Annotated in this window: 9 protein-coding genes; 6 read left to right on the top strand and 3 right to left on the bottom strand. The window is 75.2% G+C overall.

The window, feature by feature from the left end; translation table 11 throughout:
- Nucleotides 1-17: 17 nt before the first annotated feature.
- Together WMF42_RS24780 and WMF42_RS24785 are read right to left on the bottom strand one after the other, a co-directional pair.
- Complete coding sequence (locus WMF42_RS24780; protein WP_437685135.1) at nucleotides 18-752, bottom strand: 4'-phosphopantetheinyl transferase superfamily protein; 735 nt, start codon at nucleotides 750-752, stop codon at nucleotides 18-20.
- Nucleotides 749-7,492, bottom strand: a complete 6,744-nt coding sequence (locus WMF42_RS24785; RefSeq protein WP_437685136.1) for an SDR family NAD(P)-dependent oxidoreductase — start codon at nucleotides 7,490-7,492, stop codon at nucleotides 749-751. The genes WMF42_RS24780 and WMF42_RS24785 overlap by 4 nt, the downstream gene beginning before the upstream one ends.
- A 411-nt stretch (nucleotides 7,493-7,903) precedes the next feature.
- Here WMF42_RS24785 and WMF42_RS24790 point away from each other — a divergent pair, with 411 nt between their 5' ends.
- The 6 genes from WMF42_RS24790 to WMF42_RS24815 all read left to right on the top strand — a co-directional run bounded on the left by WMF42_RS24790 (nucleotide 7,904) and on the right by WMF42_RS24815 (nucleotide 13,444).
- A complete protein-coding gene (locus WMF42_RS24790) occupies nucleotides 7,904-8,425 on the top strand; it encodes a MarR family winged helix-turn-helix transcriptional regulator (protein ID WP_061606923.1) in 522 nt (173 codons plus the stop codon).
- 197 nt (nucleotides 8,426-8,622) lie between these two features.
- Entirely contained in the window at nucleotides 8,623-9,210 is a 588-nt protein-coding gene (locus WMF42_RS24795; RefSeq protein ID WP_061608266.1) for a superoxide dismutase, read from the top strand.
- A gap of 197 nt (nucleotides 9,211-9,407) precedes the next feature.
- Nucleotides 9,408-9,671, top strand: coding sequence for a hypothetical protein (locus WMF42_RS24800; RefSeq protein WP_061608265.1), 264 nt, complete (start codon nucleotides 9,408-9,410; stop codon nucleotides 9,669-9,671).
- Between the two features lie 52 nt (nucleotides 9,672-9,723).
- The gene (locus WMF42_RS24805) at nucleotides 9,724-11,352 is read left to right on the top strand and encodes a CotH kinase family protein (RefSeq protein WP_437685139.1); all 1,629 of its coding nucleotides are present in this window, start codon (nucleotides 9,724-9,726) and stop codon (nucleotides 11,350-11,352) included.
- Between the two features lie 470 nt (nucleotides 11,353-11,822).
- On the top strand, nucleotides 11,823-12,440 hold the full coding sequence (locus tag WMF42_RS24810) for a DUF47 domain-containing protein (protein ID WP_061608263.1): 618 nt from the start codon (nucleotides 11,823-11,825) through the stop codon (nucleotides 12,438-12,440).
- Nucleotides 12,437-13,444 (top strand): inorganic phosphate transporter, encoded by a 1,008-nt coding sequence (locus WMF42_RS24815; RefSeq protein ID WP_061608262.1) that lies wholly within the window; start codon nucleotides 12,437-12,439, stop codon nucleotides 13,442-13,444. The genes WMF42_RS24810 and WMF42_RS24815 overlap by 4 nt, the downstream gene beginning before the upstream one ends.
- 31 nt (nucleotides 13,445-13,475) lie before the next feature.
- Here WMF42_RS24815 and WMF42_RS24820 read toward each other — a convergent pair whose 3' ends face one another.
- A complete protein-coding gene (locus WMF42_RS24820) occupies nucleotides 13,476-17,462 on the bottom strand; it encodes a serine/threonine-protein kinase (protein ID WP_437685142.1) in 3,987 nt (1,328 codons plus the stop codon).
- Nucleotides 17,463-17,566: the final 104 nt, after the last annotated feature.

A 17,566-nucleotide genomic window follows, 5' to 3' on the forward strand; every position in this document is an offset into this window, starting at 1 on the left:
TGTTCGTTGAGTGCCATTCATCCAAGAGCGACGACCGGCGGGACCGGGACGGTCGCGACGAGCGCGAACGCACCGGTCAGCACGGCCCGGCCGAAGAACTGCCCGCCGCGCGCGCGCAGCGCGAACGAGCGGATCGAGGGCTGCGCGAGGCGCCCGCCCCCCGGCGGGAACGGGACGTCGATGTCCTGGAACGAGAACCGCGCCGGCAGCGCGAGCGCCCCCGTCTTGTAGAGCGCCTCCTTCGCGCTCCAGAGCAGCGTCTCGAGGGCGGCGCGATCCAGGCCCGCCGCGGCGCCGCGCGCGAGGGCCTCGCGCTCGCGCGGCGTGAAGTGCTCGTCGGCGAACGCCGCCGCGCGCGCCTCGACCCGCTCGACGTCCACGCCGACGGCGCCCGCCGCCGTGACCGCGGCCGCCGCGAGGTCGCCCGCGTGCGAGAGCGACAGCGCGAGCGCCCCGTCCTCGAAGCGCGGCGGACCGCCGCCGGGGCCGGAGACCGCGCAGGCCAGGTAGTCCGCGCGCGGGTGCGACTCCAGCGAGGCCGCGTCCAGCGCGACGAGCGGCGCGCTCCGGCCCGCGGCGAGCTCCAGGCGGAGCCACTTCGCGGCGACCCGCGCGCACGCGGACTGCGCCCGCCGGGCGGCGACGCGCAGGGCGGCGCACGCGCGCCGCTCGCCGGCCGTCAGGTAGGGCGCGAGGCGCTCCGCCGCGCCGGCGTCCGCGCGCACCACGGCGATCGCGAGCGGCGGCGTCACGGCGCCCCCAGCGACAGCGAGGCCGGCGCGCCGTCGACGAACGCGCGCGCGTCCGCGGCCACGCGCCCGATGACGCGCCCCTCGAGCCCCTCGACGTCGAGCAGCACGCCGCCCGCCGGGTCGATCGCCTGCGCCCACGCGCCGAGGACGCGGTCGTCCGCCGCCGCAGGCACCGCCGCGAGGAGCCGGACAGGGCCGCCCGCGTCGCGGAGCGCGAGGTCGTTCGCTGCCGATCCGAAGCGGATCCGGTCGACGCCGGCCGCGGCGCACACAGGGAACGCGCCCGCCTCGTCGCGGCGCAACGTGCCCAGCGTCAGGAGCGCGTCGAGCAGGAGGAACGGCGTCGCGGCCCCGCGCTGCCGCTCGAGGGCGCGGTCGGCCGGGAGGCGGAGCCAACCGGATTTGAGCGCGGTCCCGAGCACGAAGGAGCCGACGTGGTCGAACCAGCCGGCGTGCCGGACCGGCGCGCCGGGGCTCGCGTACGGATCGCGGACCGAGGGGCCCTCGACGCGCCCCGCGTGCCGCGGCGCGAGGCCGTCGCGGCGGACGTGGACCGCGCCGAGCTCGACGACGCAGGTCGCGAAGACGACGTCGGGGCGCAGGACGACGCCCGACCGGTGGACGAAGTCGCCGCGCACCTCGACGGCGCACGCGACGCGGCCGCCCGGGAGCGGCTCGCGGCGCGCCGTCACCGTGCGCACGTCGCGCGCGGCGTCGTCGGCGAGGCGAAGGAACTCGCGGAAGCGCACGTCGCGGACCTCGCGGACGACAGCGGCGCCCTCCGCCGCCGTCGCGAGCGCGTGCCGGACGGCCAGCTCGACGAGGAAGGCGCCGGCCGCTACCGCGCTCGAGCGCGCCCGGTGGTCGGAGAGCCACGGGTCGACGCGCGGGTCGAGCGTCCACGTGCGGCGCGGCGCGACCTCGGGCGAGCCCGCCGCCGCGGCGCGCTCGGGCGCGCCCGCCGGGGCGATGGCCGCCGCGCCCGCCGCCGCGATGCGCGGGGCGAAGCGCTCGATCTCGCTGTCGGTGAGCAGGACCTGGGCCGCGCCCACCGGGCTGTCGGCCGCGAGCTCCAGGAAGAGGCGCCGGCCCTCCTCGGCCTCGATGCCGCGGAGCCCGCGCGCCGCGCCGAGCGCGCTGTACTCGGACCCGGCCGTCATGCCGACGCCGTTCCAGCCGAGCCACGCGATGGTGGACCACGGGCCGGCGTCCGGCTCGGCCGCGAGGCACGCGGCGGCGCGGTTCATCGCCTCGTTGGCCGCGCCGTAGTCGGGCTGCCCGTCGTTGCCGAGCACGCTGAACGCCGACGTGACGAGGTGGACGTGCGGGCGGGCGTCGGGCAGGTGGCGCGCGAGGGCGCGGCGGAGGTGGGAGAGGCCGGCGAGCTTCGTGTCGACGATCCGCTCGAACAGCTCCAGCGACTTCGACGTGAGCCGGCTCGACACCTGGATGCCGGCGCCGTGCACGACCAGGTCGACCCGGCCGTACGCCGCCGCGACGGCGGCGACGGCGCGGTCGACGTCCTCGCCGCGGGTCACGTCGACGGCGTGGTAGTCCACGCTCCCGCCCCGCCCGCGCAGGTGGGAGAGGACGCGGTGCGCCTCGCGCGCCGCCCGGATGCGCGCGTAGCGCTCGCGCAGCGCGGCCATCTTCACGCCCCGCTCGGCGCGCAGCGACTCGGCGTAGAAGTCCCGCTCGTACGCGTCGAGCTCGGCGTCGGTCATCGCGAGCGTGCGCGGCGGGGCGTCCTCGATCCGCGAGCGGCCGAGGAGCACGGCGCGGCAGCCGAAGCGCTCGAGCAGGCCCTCGACGAACTGCGCCGTGATGCCGCGCGCGCCGCCCGTCACGAGCGCGACCGAACCGGCGCCGAGGGGCGGGAGCGCGCGCGCCGGGGGCGCCGACGAGGCGCGGGCGAGCTGGACCGAGTGCCGCGCGCCGCCGAGATCGACCACCTCCTCGGGCACGGCCGGCCGGGCGCGCCGCCACTCGTCGGAGAGCGCGCGGAGCGCCGCGGCGGCGTCCCGCGCGTCGGTGTGGACGACCCGCACGTCGCCGCCCGGCAGCTCGCGCGCCAGCGACTTCACGAAGCCGCCGACCGCGCCGGTGAGCGGCGCGAGCCGCGCGGCCGCGTCCACGGCCCCGACGACGACGGCGGCGAAGGACACCTCGCCGCGCGCGATGGCGTCGTGGTAGCGGCGCGCCGCGCCGAACAGCGCGCGCAGGGCAGGCCTGTACGCGCCGGGCGCGCCGTCGACGAACGCCCGCGCGTCCGCGGCGCGGGTGAGCACGACGACCGCATCGACGTCGTCCGGGGAGAGGGCCGCGAACGACGCGCTCAGCCGCGCCTCGTCGCGGCCGTCGAGCGACGGGATCCCCGCGCCGTCGGAGCCGGCGTCCGGGGCCGCCTCGACGGCGAGCGCGAGGACGCGCGATCCGGCGGGCGCGGCGCGGCGCACGTCCGCCGCGAGGGCCGCGTCCGTGCAGACGTGGACGACGCGCGACGGGACGCGCGCCGCGGGCCCGGTCGCCGGTGCGGGCGCGATCCGGGGGACGAAGACCTGGATCGGCGTGCCGGTCGTGAAGCCCGCGGGCGCGGCCGCCGGCGCGCTCGGAGCCGCCGCGGGAGGCGCGACGCGGCTCTCGCGGCTCGGCGGCGCCTGGACGTCGCTCGACGGCGCGACCCGGACGTCGCCCGGAGGCGCGACCTCGACAGCGCGGGCGTCCGACGGCCAGCGCACGACCGCGGCGCCGCCCGCGCGCGCGTCGCGGATCGCCGCGTGGAGCTCGACGACGCCCTCGGCCCCGCGCAGCCGCGCGCCCGGGCAGAGCGCGCCGCCGGCCGCGAGCGCGCGGCCCGGGGGGCCGCCCTCGGCCGCGTCGGCGGCGACGTGGAGGCGCGCGAGGACCGGCCAGGCGTGGCGCGCGGCCGTGTCCTCGGTGCAGAGCGCGACGAGCAGCGCCGCCTCGCCCACCGGCCGCGGGTCGTCGGTCGCGGACGCGCCGCGCGCGACGTCGTCGCTGAACGCGTTGACGGCCCCCGCGAGCACGACCTCGCAGTCGTCGTCGAGCACGAGATCCGCGGCCGCGAGCGCGTCGAGCAGCGAGGTCGCGGACGTGTCGACGACGAAGTTCGGCCCGCGCAGGCCGAAGACGTTGGCGACGCGCCCGGAGATGATGTTGGGCATGTTGCCCGGCTGCGTGTACGGCCCTGTCGCGGGCGAGCCCGCGCGGAGCGCGTCCACCACGCGGCCCGCGAGCGCCGGGCTCACGCCGCGCGCGCGGAGCGCCCGGGCCACGCGGTCGCCGAAGAGCCGCTCGTTCGCGCGCGCGCCGCGGCCGGTCTTGCCCTCGTGGCCGACGACGACGCCGACGCGCTCGGCCAGGTCGCGCGCGGGCAGCGCCGCGAGCGCCCTCTCGGCGGCCATCACCGCGAGGAGCTGCGCCGGGTCCATGGCCTCGAGGGCGTCCGGGAGCACCCGCGCGCCGGTCGGGAGCCGCAGCGCGCGCTCGTCGAAGGCGAGGGCCTCCGAGGGCGCGTCCGCGGGCGCGCCGCCCGCGCCGGGGAACACGGCCCCGAGCCCGACGACGCACAGCGCGCGGCGCGCGGCGGTGCGTGTCGACGAGCGCTGGGCGGGGCGCCCGGGCCGGTGCTCCTCGACGACGAGGTGGGCGTTGGTGCCGCCGAAGCCGAAGCTGTCGAGCGCGGCGCGCAGGGGGGCGCCGTCCCCGGCGGTCCCCTCCGTCGTCCACGGCGCGGCCGCCGTGGAGATGGCGAACGGCGAGCCCTCGAGGTCGATGCGGGCGCTCGGCGCCTGGAACCCGTGCTGCGGGAAGAGCGTGCGCTCGCGCATCGCGAGCACGACCTTGATGAGCGACGCGACGCCGGCGGTCCAGCCCGTGTGGCCGAGCAGCGACTTGACGCTGCCGAGGGCGATGCGCGGCGCGCCCGCGTCGCCGGCGAACACCTCGGCGAGCGCCTTGAACTCGGTGGCGTCGCCGACAGGCGTGGCCGTGGCGTGCGCCTCGACGTACTGCACGGAGCGCGGCGCGACGCCCGCCCGCGCGTAGGCGCGCCGCATCGCGAGGCTCTGCCCGCGGCTCTGCGGCACGGTGACCGACGGGCTCGGGCCGTCGCTCGAGAGGCCGCTGCCGAGGAGCACGGCGTCGATCCGGTCGCCGCGCGCCGCGGCGTCGTCGAGCCGCTCGAGGACGACGACGGCGGCGCCCTCGCCGAACACGACGCCGTCGGCCGAGGCGTCGAACGGGCGGCTGCCGGTCGCGGAGAGGCCGCCGAACTGCGAGAACTGGCACGCGTTCGTCGGGCCCGGCTGGTAGGCGCCGCCGGCGATCACGACGTCGGCGAGGCCGCGGCGCAGCATCGCGGCCCCGAGGTGCACCGCGTGCATCGAGGAAGCGCAGGCCGCGTCGACGACAACGGTGCGCGCGCCCTCGCCCACGACGTCGCGCACGACGCGCGCGAGCGGCTCGAGGTGGCCGCGGCACGCCGCGCGCCGCTCCGCGTCGAGGCCGAGCTCGCCCGCGAGCGCGTCCACCACGGCCGCGCGGTCCGCCGCGCCCGCGGCGAGGCCGGCGAGCGCCCGCTCGACGCCGAGCAGCAGCGTCGCCTCGTCGTGCTCGATCGAGCCGTCGGCCGTGGACCCGAGGAGGCACGCGATCCGCAGCGGCGCGCGCTCGCGGAGCACGGCCGCGCGCGACCTGGCCTCGGCGAGCGCGCAGGCCAGCATGCGCGCCGTCTTGGGTAGCCGCTCGAGGGCGCGGGCGTCGTAGCCGGTCTCGGCGGCGTACGGACCGAGCGCGTCGACGGTGCCGGTCAGCAGGCTGTAGGTCTTGTCGGCGACGCGGCCGCCGGGGCTCAGGAAGTCGGTCGCGAGCTCCGGGTGTCGCTCGCCGCTGTCGACGATCCCGCACGTGCCGGCGAGGAGCTGCGCGAGGTAGGCCTCGACGCCGCCGGCGCCCGGGAGCACCGCGCCCATGCCGACGATCGCGATCGGCGCGGCGGCCGCCGGGGCGGCGCCGTCGTCCGGCGCGCTCGCGGCGGGCGCCGCGCGGGGGGCGTCGACCGGGAGCGGCGCGACCTCCGTCAGCGCGTGCCCCGCGGCGCGCAGCGCCTCGACGACGCGCCGGTGCTCGGCCACGACGTCCTCGCCGGCGCGGAACGTCGAGATCACGCGCAGGCCGGGCTCCGCGGGCGCGTTCCGCCGGACGAGCGCGGTCAGGGCGCTGCCGCCGCCGCACTCGACGAACGTGCGGCAGCCCGCCGCGTGGAGGTCGCGCACCGCCGCGCCGAAGTCGAGCGGCGTCACGAGGTGCATGGGGAGCAGGCGCGCGGGCGCGAGCGGCCCCTCGCCGTGGTAAACGCGGTCGATCGGCGAGTACGTGGCCAGCGCCGGCCGCGCCGCGCCGGCGCGCGCGAGGGCGCCCGCGAACGGGCCGACCGCCGGCGCGAGCAGGGGCGAGTGGAAGGCGCGGCGGCTCGCGAGCACTGTCGCGCGGAGGCCAGCGGCCGCGAGCCGCTGCTCGAGCGCCGCGATGCCCTCCGCCGTCCCCGAGGCGACCGCCTGGTCGGCCGCGTTGACAACGGCGACGAACACGTCGTCCCGGCCGAGCGCCTTCACCTCGTCGCGCAGGCGATCGGCGCCCGTGTGCGCCGCGAGCATCCGGCCGGGCGGCGCGTCGCGGAGGGCGAGCACCCGCCGGCACACGATCTCGGCGGCGGTCGCGAGGGAGAAGGCGCCGCCCGCGGCGAGCGCGGCGATCTCGCCGAAGCTGTGGCCCGCCACGACGTCCGCCGCGAGCCCGGCGGACCGGAGCAGCGCGACGGCGACGTGGTCCTGGACGAGGATGCCGAGCTGATCGAGGTCGGGGCACGCCTCGAGCGCGGCCCGCGCCGCCGCCTCCTCGCCGGCCACGAGCGCCGCGAGCGACGCGCCGAGCAGCGCGCGCGCCGCCGGCTCCGTCGCGGCGACGGCCTCGCGGGCGGCCGCGAAGCGCGCGTGGAGCGCGCGCAGGAGCCGCAGATCGAACGAGCCCTGGCCTGGCAGGAGCAGCGCGACCTTCGCGCGGCCGCCCCGCGCCGCCTCGCCGTCCCGCGCCGCCTCCGCTCCCCGCTCCGGCGCCGCCTCCGCTCCCCGCTCCGGCGCCGCCTCGCCCGCCGCCCCCCACGCCTTGTGGTGCGGGCGCGACGCGTGCAGCGGTCCGCGCGCGACCTCGACGGCGTGCCGCAGGAGGCGCTCGGGGAAGAGCTCGCGCAGCGCGGAGCCGCCGCGCAGGGCGAGCTCGACGAAGCGCGGGTGCGGCAGGCGCTCGTCGAGAGACCCCGCGTGCATCGTCACCGATCGGGGCAGCGGCGCGAGCTCGTCGCTCGCCGCGGCGACGGCGACGATGCGCTGGTAGCCGCACGCCACGGGCTCGCCGTCGAAGCGCACCGTGCGGAAGTAGCCGTACGCGCTCGAGCGCGTGACGGCGCCGAGGGTCATGAAGATCGCGACGCGCTCGCCCACGCGGACCGGCGCGAGGTTCCGGCTGTATCCCTCGGTGGTGAGCAGCCGGATCGCGGCGCGATCGTCCTCGTAGGGGAGCGAGCCGTCAGCGGCCTCGGCGAAGTAGAGCGTCTCGCGCGCGATGCACTGGAAGCGGAAGTTGGTGAGGTAGTGATGGCTGCCATACGCCATGCTGTCCTCGAACTTCACGCAATAAGGAACGACGAAGAACGCCTCCATGGACCGTCTCCTGGAGGTCCGCCGCGCGCGGCGTCGCACACGCTCGGCGCCGCGCGCGGGCGCGACGTCTCGTGCGACGCTCACCGCTGCGCCGTCCGGACCTTCAAATAGGTGTACCTGCACGTAAACGACCGCGCGCTGACGACGAGCGCACGGCCGCCGGCCTTCCGGGCCGCGGGCGCGCGCAGAGGCGCCACCGCGGCCCGGAAGGCCGGCAGGCCGTTCGATCGTCGTCAGAGCGCGTCGTCAGCGCGCGCCGCGGCCATCAGGGCCCGACGCGCAGCCAGCGCGCCGGGCCGATGAAGCCGCGCCGCGTTGACGAGATAGGTGTACCTGCACCTGTACAGATGTCAAGCAGTCCAGGGCGGCTCGATTTGACGGACTTGCCTTCAACAGTGTATATACACTTTTGTGGTTGAGTTCTCGTCCGCGGCCCGGACCATCGCGAGCCAGTGCGCGCTCGTGCGCGTGCGCCGCGCGTCGCGCGCGCTGACGCGGCTCTACGACGACAGCCTGCGGCCCCTGGGGCTCCAGTCGACGCAGCTCACGATGCTCGTCGCGGTGGCGACGTGCGGCGAGCAGGGCGTGCGGCTCAGCGCGCTCGCGGACGGGCTGGTCATGGATCGCACGACGCTCACGAGGAACCTCGTGCCGCTGGAGAAGGCCGGCCTGCTCCGGGTGGCGCGCGCGCCGGACGACGCGCGCGTCCGCCTCATCCTCCTGACGCGCCAGGGAGAGCGCGCGATCGAGGCGGCGTTCCCGCTCTGGGAGCGGACCCAGAAGCACGTCCGCGAGCGGCTCGGCGCCGGCCGGGCCGACGCGCTCCGCGAGGAGCTCGGCCGCGTCGTCGAGATGGCCACGCGGACCGAGGGGGCGCCGGCGCCGGAGCGACCGACGCAGCCTGCGCGGCCGGGCAAGCGCAGGGCGACGTGACGCGCGCCGGAGGCGCCGCGGCGCCGTCGATCGGCCGCGCGGGCTGACGCGCGCCGCGCCGGAGCGGGCGGGCACCTCCGGCGCCGCGGCGCGCGCCCGTGGAGGGGCTGCGCGGATTGACGGGCAGCTCCGCGGGTTCGAGAGTCGCCGGGCGCGGGCCCCCTCGCGGCGCGCACCAACGAGACAAGGAGGACAGGATGAATTTCGAGGTGGCACCGCTCCCCTACCCCAAGGAAGCGCTGGAGCCGGCCATGAGCCGGGAGACGCTCGAGTTTCATTACGAGAAGCACCACAAGGGCTACATGGCCAAGCTCAAGAGCCTGATCGAGGGCAAGCCCGAGGCGAGCGGGAGCCTTGTCGACGTCGTTCGCGCGAGCTCTGGCGCTGTGTTCAACAACGCAGCTCAGGTCTGGAATCACACCTTCTTCTGGGAGGGCATGAGGCCGAGCGGCGGCGGCCCGCCGCCCTCCGGCGACGTGGGCGAGCTCATCGCGGGGCTCGGCGGCTGGGAGAAGTTCCGCGGCGACTTCATCGCGGCCGGCGTCGCGCGCTTCGGCTCAGGGTACGCGTGGCTCGTGCTCGAAGGCGGCAAGGGCAAGATCGTCGACACGCCGAACGCAGAGACCCCGCTGACGACCGGCGCGGTCCCGCTCCTCACGTGCGATGTGTGGGAGCACGCCTATTACCTCGATCACCGCAACAACCGTCAGCGCTTCCTCGAGGTGTTCCTCGACAGGCTCGTGAGCTGGGACGCCGTCGCCAGGAACCTCCGCGCGGCGCGGTAGCTCGCAGGAAGCGACGCTAGGAGCGCTCCACGCACCGAACGTACGCTTCCTGTTCGGCGTCGCAGGCGCCCTCCTTCAAGGAGGGCAACCCGTCTTCACCGCACTCCCAGGCGCTCGCCGGCTGCCGCGCGAAGCAGGCCAGAGCTACCTGCATCCTGGCGCTGCAAAGCTCCTGTGGTGAACATGGCATCTGTCCCGTGGGGAGCGAATGCTGGGAGCTCGAGCGCTGCGAGGGCACGGTGTGCACCACGATGGAGGCGGCTTGCGCCATCGAGTGCGGAGTCGAGCCGGCCGTCGTGTGGCGAGCCGCCGACCCGGATCAGGTGCGCGCGCCGCGCATGCCGATGCTCGTGAAGCACCTCGGGCAGGACGGCGCGCAGATGGCCGGGCCCGCCCTGGCGGCCGCGGGCGGGCCCGTCGAGGGGTCTTCACCTGGGGAGACAATTCCTTCATCCACGTGACTCAACTCAGTTACAATATCTCCACGGACAACGCGAGCACGGGAGAGACTCCATGGAGAATAGATTCCTTACAACCGCGGCGGCCCTTGTGCTGGCCACCGCGGCGCTTCAGGGCTGCGGTGAATCGGCCCCCGACAACGACGCGAGCGGGGGCGCGACAGCCGGCACGGGCACGGCTGGAGGAGGCGCGGGAGGAAGAGACGCGGGAGGAGGAGACACGGGGGGAGCAGGCACCGGCGGCGACGACGACGCCAAGGAGGAGCCCGACTACGCTGCTGCGTTCCCGCAGGACCGCGTGCCGCGCCTCGACATCACCATCACGCCGGAGAACTGGCAGGCCATGCGCGACGACATGACCGAGCTGGTGGGCGCCTTCGGCGAGGGCGGCCCCGGCGGCCCCGGCGCCGGCCCGCCCGAGGAGCTCTTCGCCGCGTGTGAGGGCCTCGCTGTCGACGACGCGTGCACCGCGCAGCTCTTCGGCAACGAGCTCGCGGGGACGTGCGCCGAGTTCAGCGGCGACCGCCTGTTCTGCATGCCGATGGGCGGTGCGGGCGGCCCGGGCGGCCCGGGCGGCGGCGACGTCGATCTGATCGACGGCACGCCCGTTTACGTCGAGTGCGACGTCGCGAGCGAGGACGGGGTGTGGCGTCACGTCGGCATCCGCTTCAAGGGCAACTCCAGCCTGGCCATGTCGTGGTCGCAGGGCATCTCGAAGCTCCCGCTCCGCCTCTCGTTCGACAAGTTCGAGGACGAGCATCCGGAGATCAAGGATCAGCGGTTCCACGGCTTCAAGAACCTGAGCCTGTCGAACGGCACGATGGATCCGTCGCTCCTGCGCGAGAAGCTCGCCACCGAGATCTTCGGCAAGGCGGGGGTCCCCGTGCCCGCGACCGCGTTCTACCGGGTCTTCATCGATCACGGGGACGGGCCCACCTACTTCGGGCTGTACACCGGGGTCGAGCTCCCCTCGGACAAGGTGTTCCTGAGGACCCAGTTCGGCAACGACGAGGGCAACCTCTACAAGCCCGACGGCGCCGGCGCCACCTGGGCCGCCTGGGAGCCGGACACGCTCGGCAAGGAGAACAACGAGGACGAGGCCGACTTCTCGGACGCACAGGCGCTCTTCGACGCCCTCCACGCGGACCGCGCCGACGCCGCGGCGTGGCGCGCCGGGCTGGAGGCCCGCTTCGACGTCGAGGGCTTCCTGCGCTGGCTCGCCGTCAACACCGTGATCCAGGACTGGGACCAGTACGGCCGGATGCCGCACAACTACTACCTTTACGCGGACACCAAGCGCGACGGCCAGCTCCGGTGGATCCCCTGGGATCACAGCTTCGCGCTCTCGACTGGCGGGTTAGGCGGACCGGGGATGTCCCTCTCGCTCGAGGAGATCACCGACGACTGGCCGCTGATCCGCTTCCTGCTCGACGATCCGGTCTACGCCGAGACGTACCGGGGTTTCGTCGCCCGGACGGCGCAGGTCGAGTACGAGGCTGTCGCCGCCGAGCAGCGCTTCCGCGAGGCGCACGCGCTGATCGCGCCGTACGTCGTCGGCCCGGAGGGGGAGATCGAGGGGCATACCTTCGTGGAATCGGAGGCCTCCTTCAACGAGGCCCTCGACGCGCTGATCGCCCACGCCACCGCGCGCCAGCAGGACGTCGCCACGTTCCTCGGGCAGTGACGCACACAGATCGCTGACACGCGACCGCCGCCTCGCTCGATCGGTTCGAGCCTGTCATCACAGGGAACGCCTTCGAGCGGCGCGGGGCCGTGGTGGCCCGCTCGCCTCCGGGCTGGGCCAGACGATCGCCGGGGTGTCCATCGTGACCTCCCGCGGCCTGTCGCACGCGCGCACCGTCGTGCACTGGATCGCCGTGGGCAGCACCATAACGCGTCGCATCATACCGTGCGCGGATCGAACGTCAGCCGCCCGGACGGCGCGAGCGCGCGGCGGTGCGCCTCCCGCTCGTCCCCGAGGAGCACCGGAGTTGCACTTCTTCAACGTACTTGTTCGGTTGAACCGACAGTGGACCTCCCAGGCGGCTGAGCCGACCTCCGTCGCCGACTTCCATCCTTCGCGCGGTTCAACCGGTTCTTTGTGAATGCTTGCGCGCGTTGACGCGCCCGGCGGCGACGGGTTAAGCCGTGGCCATGGGATTGACCCGCGACGCTGTCTTCTTCGACGCCCTCGCCGAGCACGCGCAGAAGAGCGTCACCGCGAGCGAGCTCCTCCTGGACATGTTCGACAGGCTCCAGGACGCAACCGAAATTGCCAAGAAGATCAAGGAGATCGAGCACGAGGGGGACCGGATTACCCACCGCTGCCTGGCCGCCCTGCACAAGACCTGGATCACCCCGCTCGACCGGGAGGAGATCCACGCGCTGATCACCCGGCTCGACGACGTGCTCGATTGCATCGAGGCCGCCAGCGAGCGCATCGTCCTCTTCGAGATCCAGACCGCGCTGCCGGAGGCGCGCCAGCTCGCGGAGTCGGTGGTGACCGCGTGCGTCACCATGAGCGCGGCGACCAGCTCGCTCCGCGACATGAAGGACCGCGACCGGCTGCTCCAGCTCTGCGTCGAGATCAACCGCCACGAGAACACCGCCGACGCGCACTACCGCGTGGCGCTGGCGGCGCTCTTCAAGCAGGGCAGCGATCCGCTGCTCGTCATGAAGTGGCGCGACATCTACGATCAGCTCGAGAACGCCACCGATCGCTGCGAGGACGTCGCCAACATCATCGAGGGCGTGGTGCTCGAACACGCATGACGAGCTACGTCATCGCCATCATCGTCGTGGCGCTGGTCTTCGACTTCATCAACGGCTTCCACGACGCCGCCAACTCCATCGCCACCGTGGTCTCGACGCGGGTGCTCTCGCCGCGCACCGCGGTGGTCTGGGCCGCGGCCTTCAACTTCATCGCGTTCGCCCTGTTCGAGCCGACGGTCGCCCGCAACATCGCCAAGGGCGTCGAGCCGGCCTTCATCACGCCCAACGTGATCCTCGGGGGCCTCTCCGGCGCGATCGTCTGGAACCTGCTCACCTGGTGGTGGGGCCTGCCCTCGTCGTCCTCGCACGCGCTCATGGGCGGCTTCGCGGGCGCGGCCGTGCTCAGCGCCGGCCGCGTCTCGGTGCTCGACGCGAAGATCTTCGGCATGACCGCGGCGTTCATCGTTGTCGCGCCGCTCCTCGGCTCCTTGGTCGGGTTCGCGCTGATGCGGGCGATCCGGTGGCTCGCGCGATCCTGGACGCCCGGGATGGTCGACACCCGGTTCCGGCGGCTGCAGCTCCTCTCGGCGGCGGCCTACTCGCTCGGGCACGGCGGCAACGACGCGCAGAAGACCATGGGCATCATCACGGCGCTGCTCGTCTCGGCCGGCGTCCAGGATGGCGGCACGGGCATGCAGCCGATGCTCTGGGTGGTGCTGGCCTGCCACGCCGCCATGGGCCTGGGCACGCTGTCGGGCGGGTGGCGGATCGTGAGGACGATGGGGATGAAGATCACCAAGCTGAAGCCCGTGGGCGGCTTCGCCGCGGAGACCGCCGGCGCGGCCACGCTCTTCGGCGCGACCGCGCTCGGCGTCCCGGTGAGCACCACGCACACGATCACCGGCGCGATCGTCGGCGTGGGCGCCGTGGACGGCCGGCTGTCGGCCGTGCGCTGGGGGGTGGCCGGCCGCATCGTCTGGGCCTGGATCTTCACCATCCCTGCCTCGGCGCTGCTCGCCGCCCTCCTCTACGCCGCGGCCCGCGCGCTGACCGGCGCGCCCTGACGCCGCCGCGCCGGCCGGCGCGCCCTCCCCCTCACGGCTCGCCCGGCGGCCGCTCGACGTCGCGCCCGAGCCACGCGCGCGCCAGCTCCCTCACCCGCACGCTCCCCTGCGCCTGCTCGACGTACCGGAGCCTCGCGGCCGCGTCGGGGATCTTGCGGGCGCGCACCTCGACCGCGCGCAGCGCCTGCTCGATCGCGGCGCGCGCGCCCGCCGCGTCCCCGGCGGCGACGTGCGCCTCGCTGACCGCGAGGCGCAGCGGGATCTCGCTGTACCCGAGCGAGCCGCCGAGCGCCTCGAGGCAGCGGAGCCCCTCGTCCGACGCCTGCCGCGCGGCCTCCACGCTCCCTTCCCGGAGCAGCACCTCGATGAGCGTCCGGTAGACGAGCGGCCGGTAAAACCTGTCTCGCTGCAGGATCTCGAGCGCCCTCTCGGCCTCCTTCCGCGCCTCCGCGAGGCGGCCCCGCGCCATCAGCACCCGCGCCAGCGCGCCGTGCGCCGGCCCCATCGTCGCTTCCATGGCGCCGATCTTGATGAGCTGGTCCGCCAGCTCCGCGATCTCGTCGAGCTGCTCCGGCGCGCACCACTCCGCGAGGAGGATCATCAGCCAGACGCGGGCGCTCGAGAGCGCGAAGGCGTCGTTGATGCGCAGCGTGCGCTCCAGCGACTCGCGCAGCTTGCGCTCCGCCTCGGCGCGCTCCCCGAGCTCCGCCATGGCCAGCGCCGTCGAGCTCGCCGCGAACTCGCGCCAGCGCCAGGGGCTCACCTGCGCGAACACCTCCTCCGCGCGCCGCGCGTCCTCGTACGCCTGCCAGGGGTCGTCCCCGAGGAGCCGCAGGAACGTGGAGCGGCTGAAGCGGAGCTGCGCGTGCGCGAGCTGCTCGCCCTCGGGGACGCGCGTCGCGAGCTGCTCGAGGCGCGCCAGGAGGCGCAGCGAGAGATCGCGCATGCCCCAGTGGCTGAGCGCCGTGATCGCCGTCGAGACGGGCATGCAGCACGCCGCCTCGCCCCCGGGCTCGGGCTCGCTGCTCATGATCGCGTTCACGAGCGACTCCAGCTCGCCCGCGAGGCCGAGGTGGCCCGCCATCACGACGAGCCGGCCCACCGCCCTGCTCCAGGCCACGCTGCCCCGCGGCAGCAGCGACAGGGCCTCCTTGCCGATCTCCAGGCCGACCCGCCAGTCCTCGCGCAGGAAGCAGACGTCGAGCTTCATCCCGAGGAGCCGGCCCAGCACGTCGCCGCGCGGCCCGCAGCTCATGCCGCGCTCGACGCGCGCGAGCATCCCGCCGTAATCGTTGCTCCTGTACGACTGCTCGGCCGCGCGCAGGTAGTGGAGCGCGGCGCGCTCGAGCTCCCCGCCGAGGTGCGCGTGCTCGGCGAGCACCATGGGATCCGCCTCCCCCGCCTGCTCCAGGTGCGCCCCGGCGATGCGGTGGCCGACGACGCGATCGTCCGCCGTCAGGAGGCCGTACGCGGCGTCGCGCACCAGCGCGTGGCGAAACCGGTACTCGGTGTCCCCGGGGAACCGGCTGCTCCACTGCGCCTCGACCATCTCGGAGCGGACCAGGCCGTCCATCCAGCGGTCCGCGCCGTCCCCGCCGGTCGACGCGCGCTCCTGGCCGAGCAGGGCGAGCACGCCGCTGCGCCAGAAGGTCTGCCCGAACACGCTCGCGCTGCAGAGCACCTTGCGCGCCTGCGGCTCGAGGCACGACAGCCTCGCCTGGAGCATCGCCAGCACCGTCGCGGGCTGCCCCTCGGTCTTGCCCTCGACCACCGCGCGGATGAGCTCCTCCAGGAACAGCGCGTTGCCGGCGGCCTGCTCGACGATGCGCGCCACCAGGCTGGCCGGGACCTCGGCGCCGAGCACCGCGGTCACCAGCCGCTCGGCCGCCTTCCGGGTCAGCCCGGCGAGCGGGATCCGCTGCACGACCCGCCCCTCCCACAGCTTCGGGAAGGCGTCGTGCACCTCGCGGCGCGCGAACGCCAGCACGAAGAAGGGCCGCTCGCGCAGCTCGAGCAGGGCGGCGTCCACGAGCTTGACCGTGGCCGCGTCGCCCCAGTGCAGGTCCTCCAGCACCAGCAGGCAAGGCCGCGCCGCGGTCTCCGCGCGCAGCAGATCCAGGAAGGCGCGGCGGATCTGCTCGCTCATGATCCTCGGGTCGCCGCGCGCGGCGCGCAGCGAGGCGCTCGGCTGCTCGACCGCGACGCCGCACAGGGCCGCGATGAACTCGCTCACCCGCTCGGCGTCGGCCGGCGCGGCGTGCCGGCCGACGCGCAGGCGGATCTTGGCCTCCTGCGCCGCGGGAGGATCCCCGACCTCGACGTCGCAGAGGCGGCGCAGCGCCTCGCCGAGCAGGCCGTAGGGCGAGCCGGCTGTCATCGGCGCGCCGCTCCCGAACAGCAGCCCGACGCCGGGCGCCCGGGCGCCGAGGCGCCGGAGCAGCTCGTGCCGCAGGCGCGATTTGCCCATGCCGGGCGCCGCGATCACGATCGCGCCGGCCGGCATCGCCTCCTCGATGCACCCCTCGATCGCGCCGAGCAGCATCGAGAGCTCCTGCTCGCGGCCGACGCAGGGCGTCGGGCGGCCGAGCAGCGGGCGCGACTCGTCGACGCTCGCGCGCTCGCCCCGCAGCACGAGCTGCCCGCCCATCGTCGTGACGAGGAAGCGCGACTCGATCAGCCTCGAGCTCAGCTCGTCCAGCCAGATCCCCGGCGCGATCGCCGCGTAGGAGGGCTCGGCGTCGGCCGTCAGCGTCGGCTCCGCCCCCACGCGCAGGAGCGCCACCGCGCGATCGATGGCCTCACCGGCGGGGACCCCGCCCTGGAGCAGCCCGCGGCCGGTGGTCAGCGCGATGCGGGCCTCGGGCCAGATCTGCTGCACCTCGAGGGCGCAGCGGGCGGCCGCCGAGACCTGATCGAGCGCGCTGCTCGACGGCGGCACGATCACGACAAGCGAGCCGTCCGCCAGCCACTCGGCGCGGCCGCCGATCCGCGCGAGCCGGAATCGCACGGCGTCGCGCGTCGGGCGGGCCCACGTCTGGGACGAGGCGGGCGGCAGCGTCTCGCGGGGGTCGCCGGCGGACCGCATCGCGAGGACGACGCTGAGGAGCTGCATCGCCTCGCCGGTGATCGCCCGGGGCGTTGGCGGCGACGCGAGCGAGGGCGCCGGCGCCTCGTCGTCCCACGCCGGCAGCGCCAGGGCGGCGAACTGCTCGCGGAGCGCCGCGGCGTCGCGCGGGCGCCCGAGCGGGTCCTTGTCCAGCATCCGCGCGAGCAGGTCGGCGAGCGCGGGCGGCGTGTCGGGGCGGAGCAGGGAGACCGAGGGGACCTCGTCGAAAAGGATCTTCGCGAGCACGCCCACCAGATCCCGGCCGCCGAACAGGTGCTTGCCGGTCAGGCATTCGTAGACGACGCACCCGAGGGCGAAGATGTCGGTGCTGGGCGCGAGGTCGCGGTCGCCGCGCGCTTGCTCCGGCGCCATGTAGCCGGGGGTGCCGACGAAGCGCCCGGTCCGCGTGAGCGTCATGCCGGCGACCGCGTAGCGCGCGATGCCGAAATCGAGCAGCGTGACCCCGTCGACGCGCTCGTCGCGCAGGAACAGGTTGCCCGGCTTGATGTCGCGGTGAACCAGGCCCCGCGCGTGGGCGACGGCGAGCGCGTCAGCGACCTTCGCCAGCAGCGTCACGCACTCGGAAAGGCGCAGCGGCCCGTGGTCGAGGCGCTCGCCGAGGTCCTTGCCCGACAGCCACTCCATCGCGAGGAACGGCCGGCCGTCCTGGGCCTTCCCGTGCGCCAGGTACTCGACGATGCCAGGGTGCTTGAGGTCGGAGAGGAACCGCGCCTCCCGCAGGAAGCGCTCGGTTTCCTCCGCGCGCTCGGCGTCGGCGTGCAGCAGCTTGAGGGCGACCGGCGCGCCGGTGGTCGTGTCCCGGGCGCGAAACACCTCGCCCATGCCGCCCTTCCTGGCCAGCGCCTCGATCAGGAACCGACCCGCAACCAGAGAACCTTCGAGGAACGACACGAATCGAGCCCTCCACCAGCGGCCACACAGGGCGTGCGGCATGAGCGCCCTGTGCGCGAGCGAGGATACCAACTGGCCGGCCGAGCGGATCGCTTTTTGCTTTG

The organism is Sorangium sp. So ce176 (assembly GCF_051519835.1).
GTDB classification, from domain to species: domain Bacteria; phylum Myxococcota_A; class Polyangia; order Polyangiales; family Polyangiaceae; genus Sorangium; species Sorangium cellulosum_G.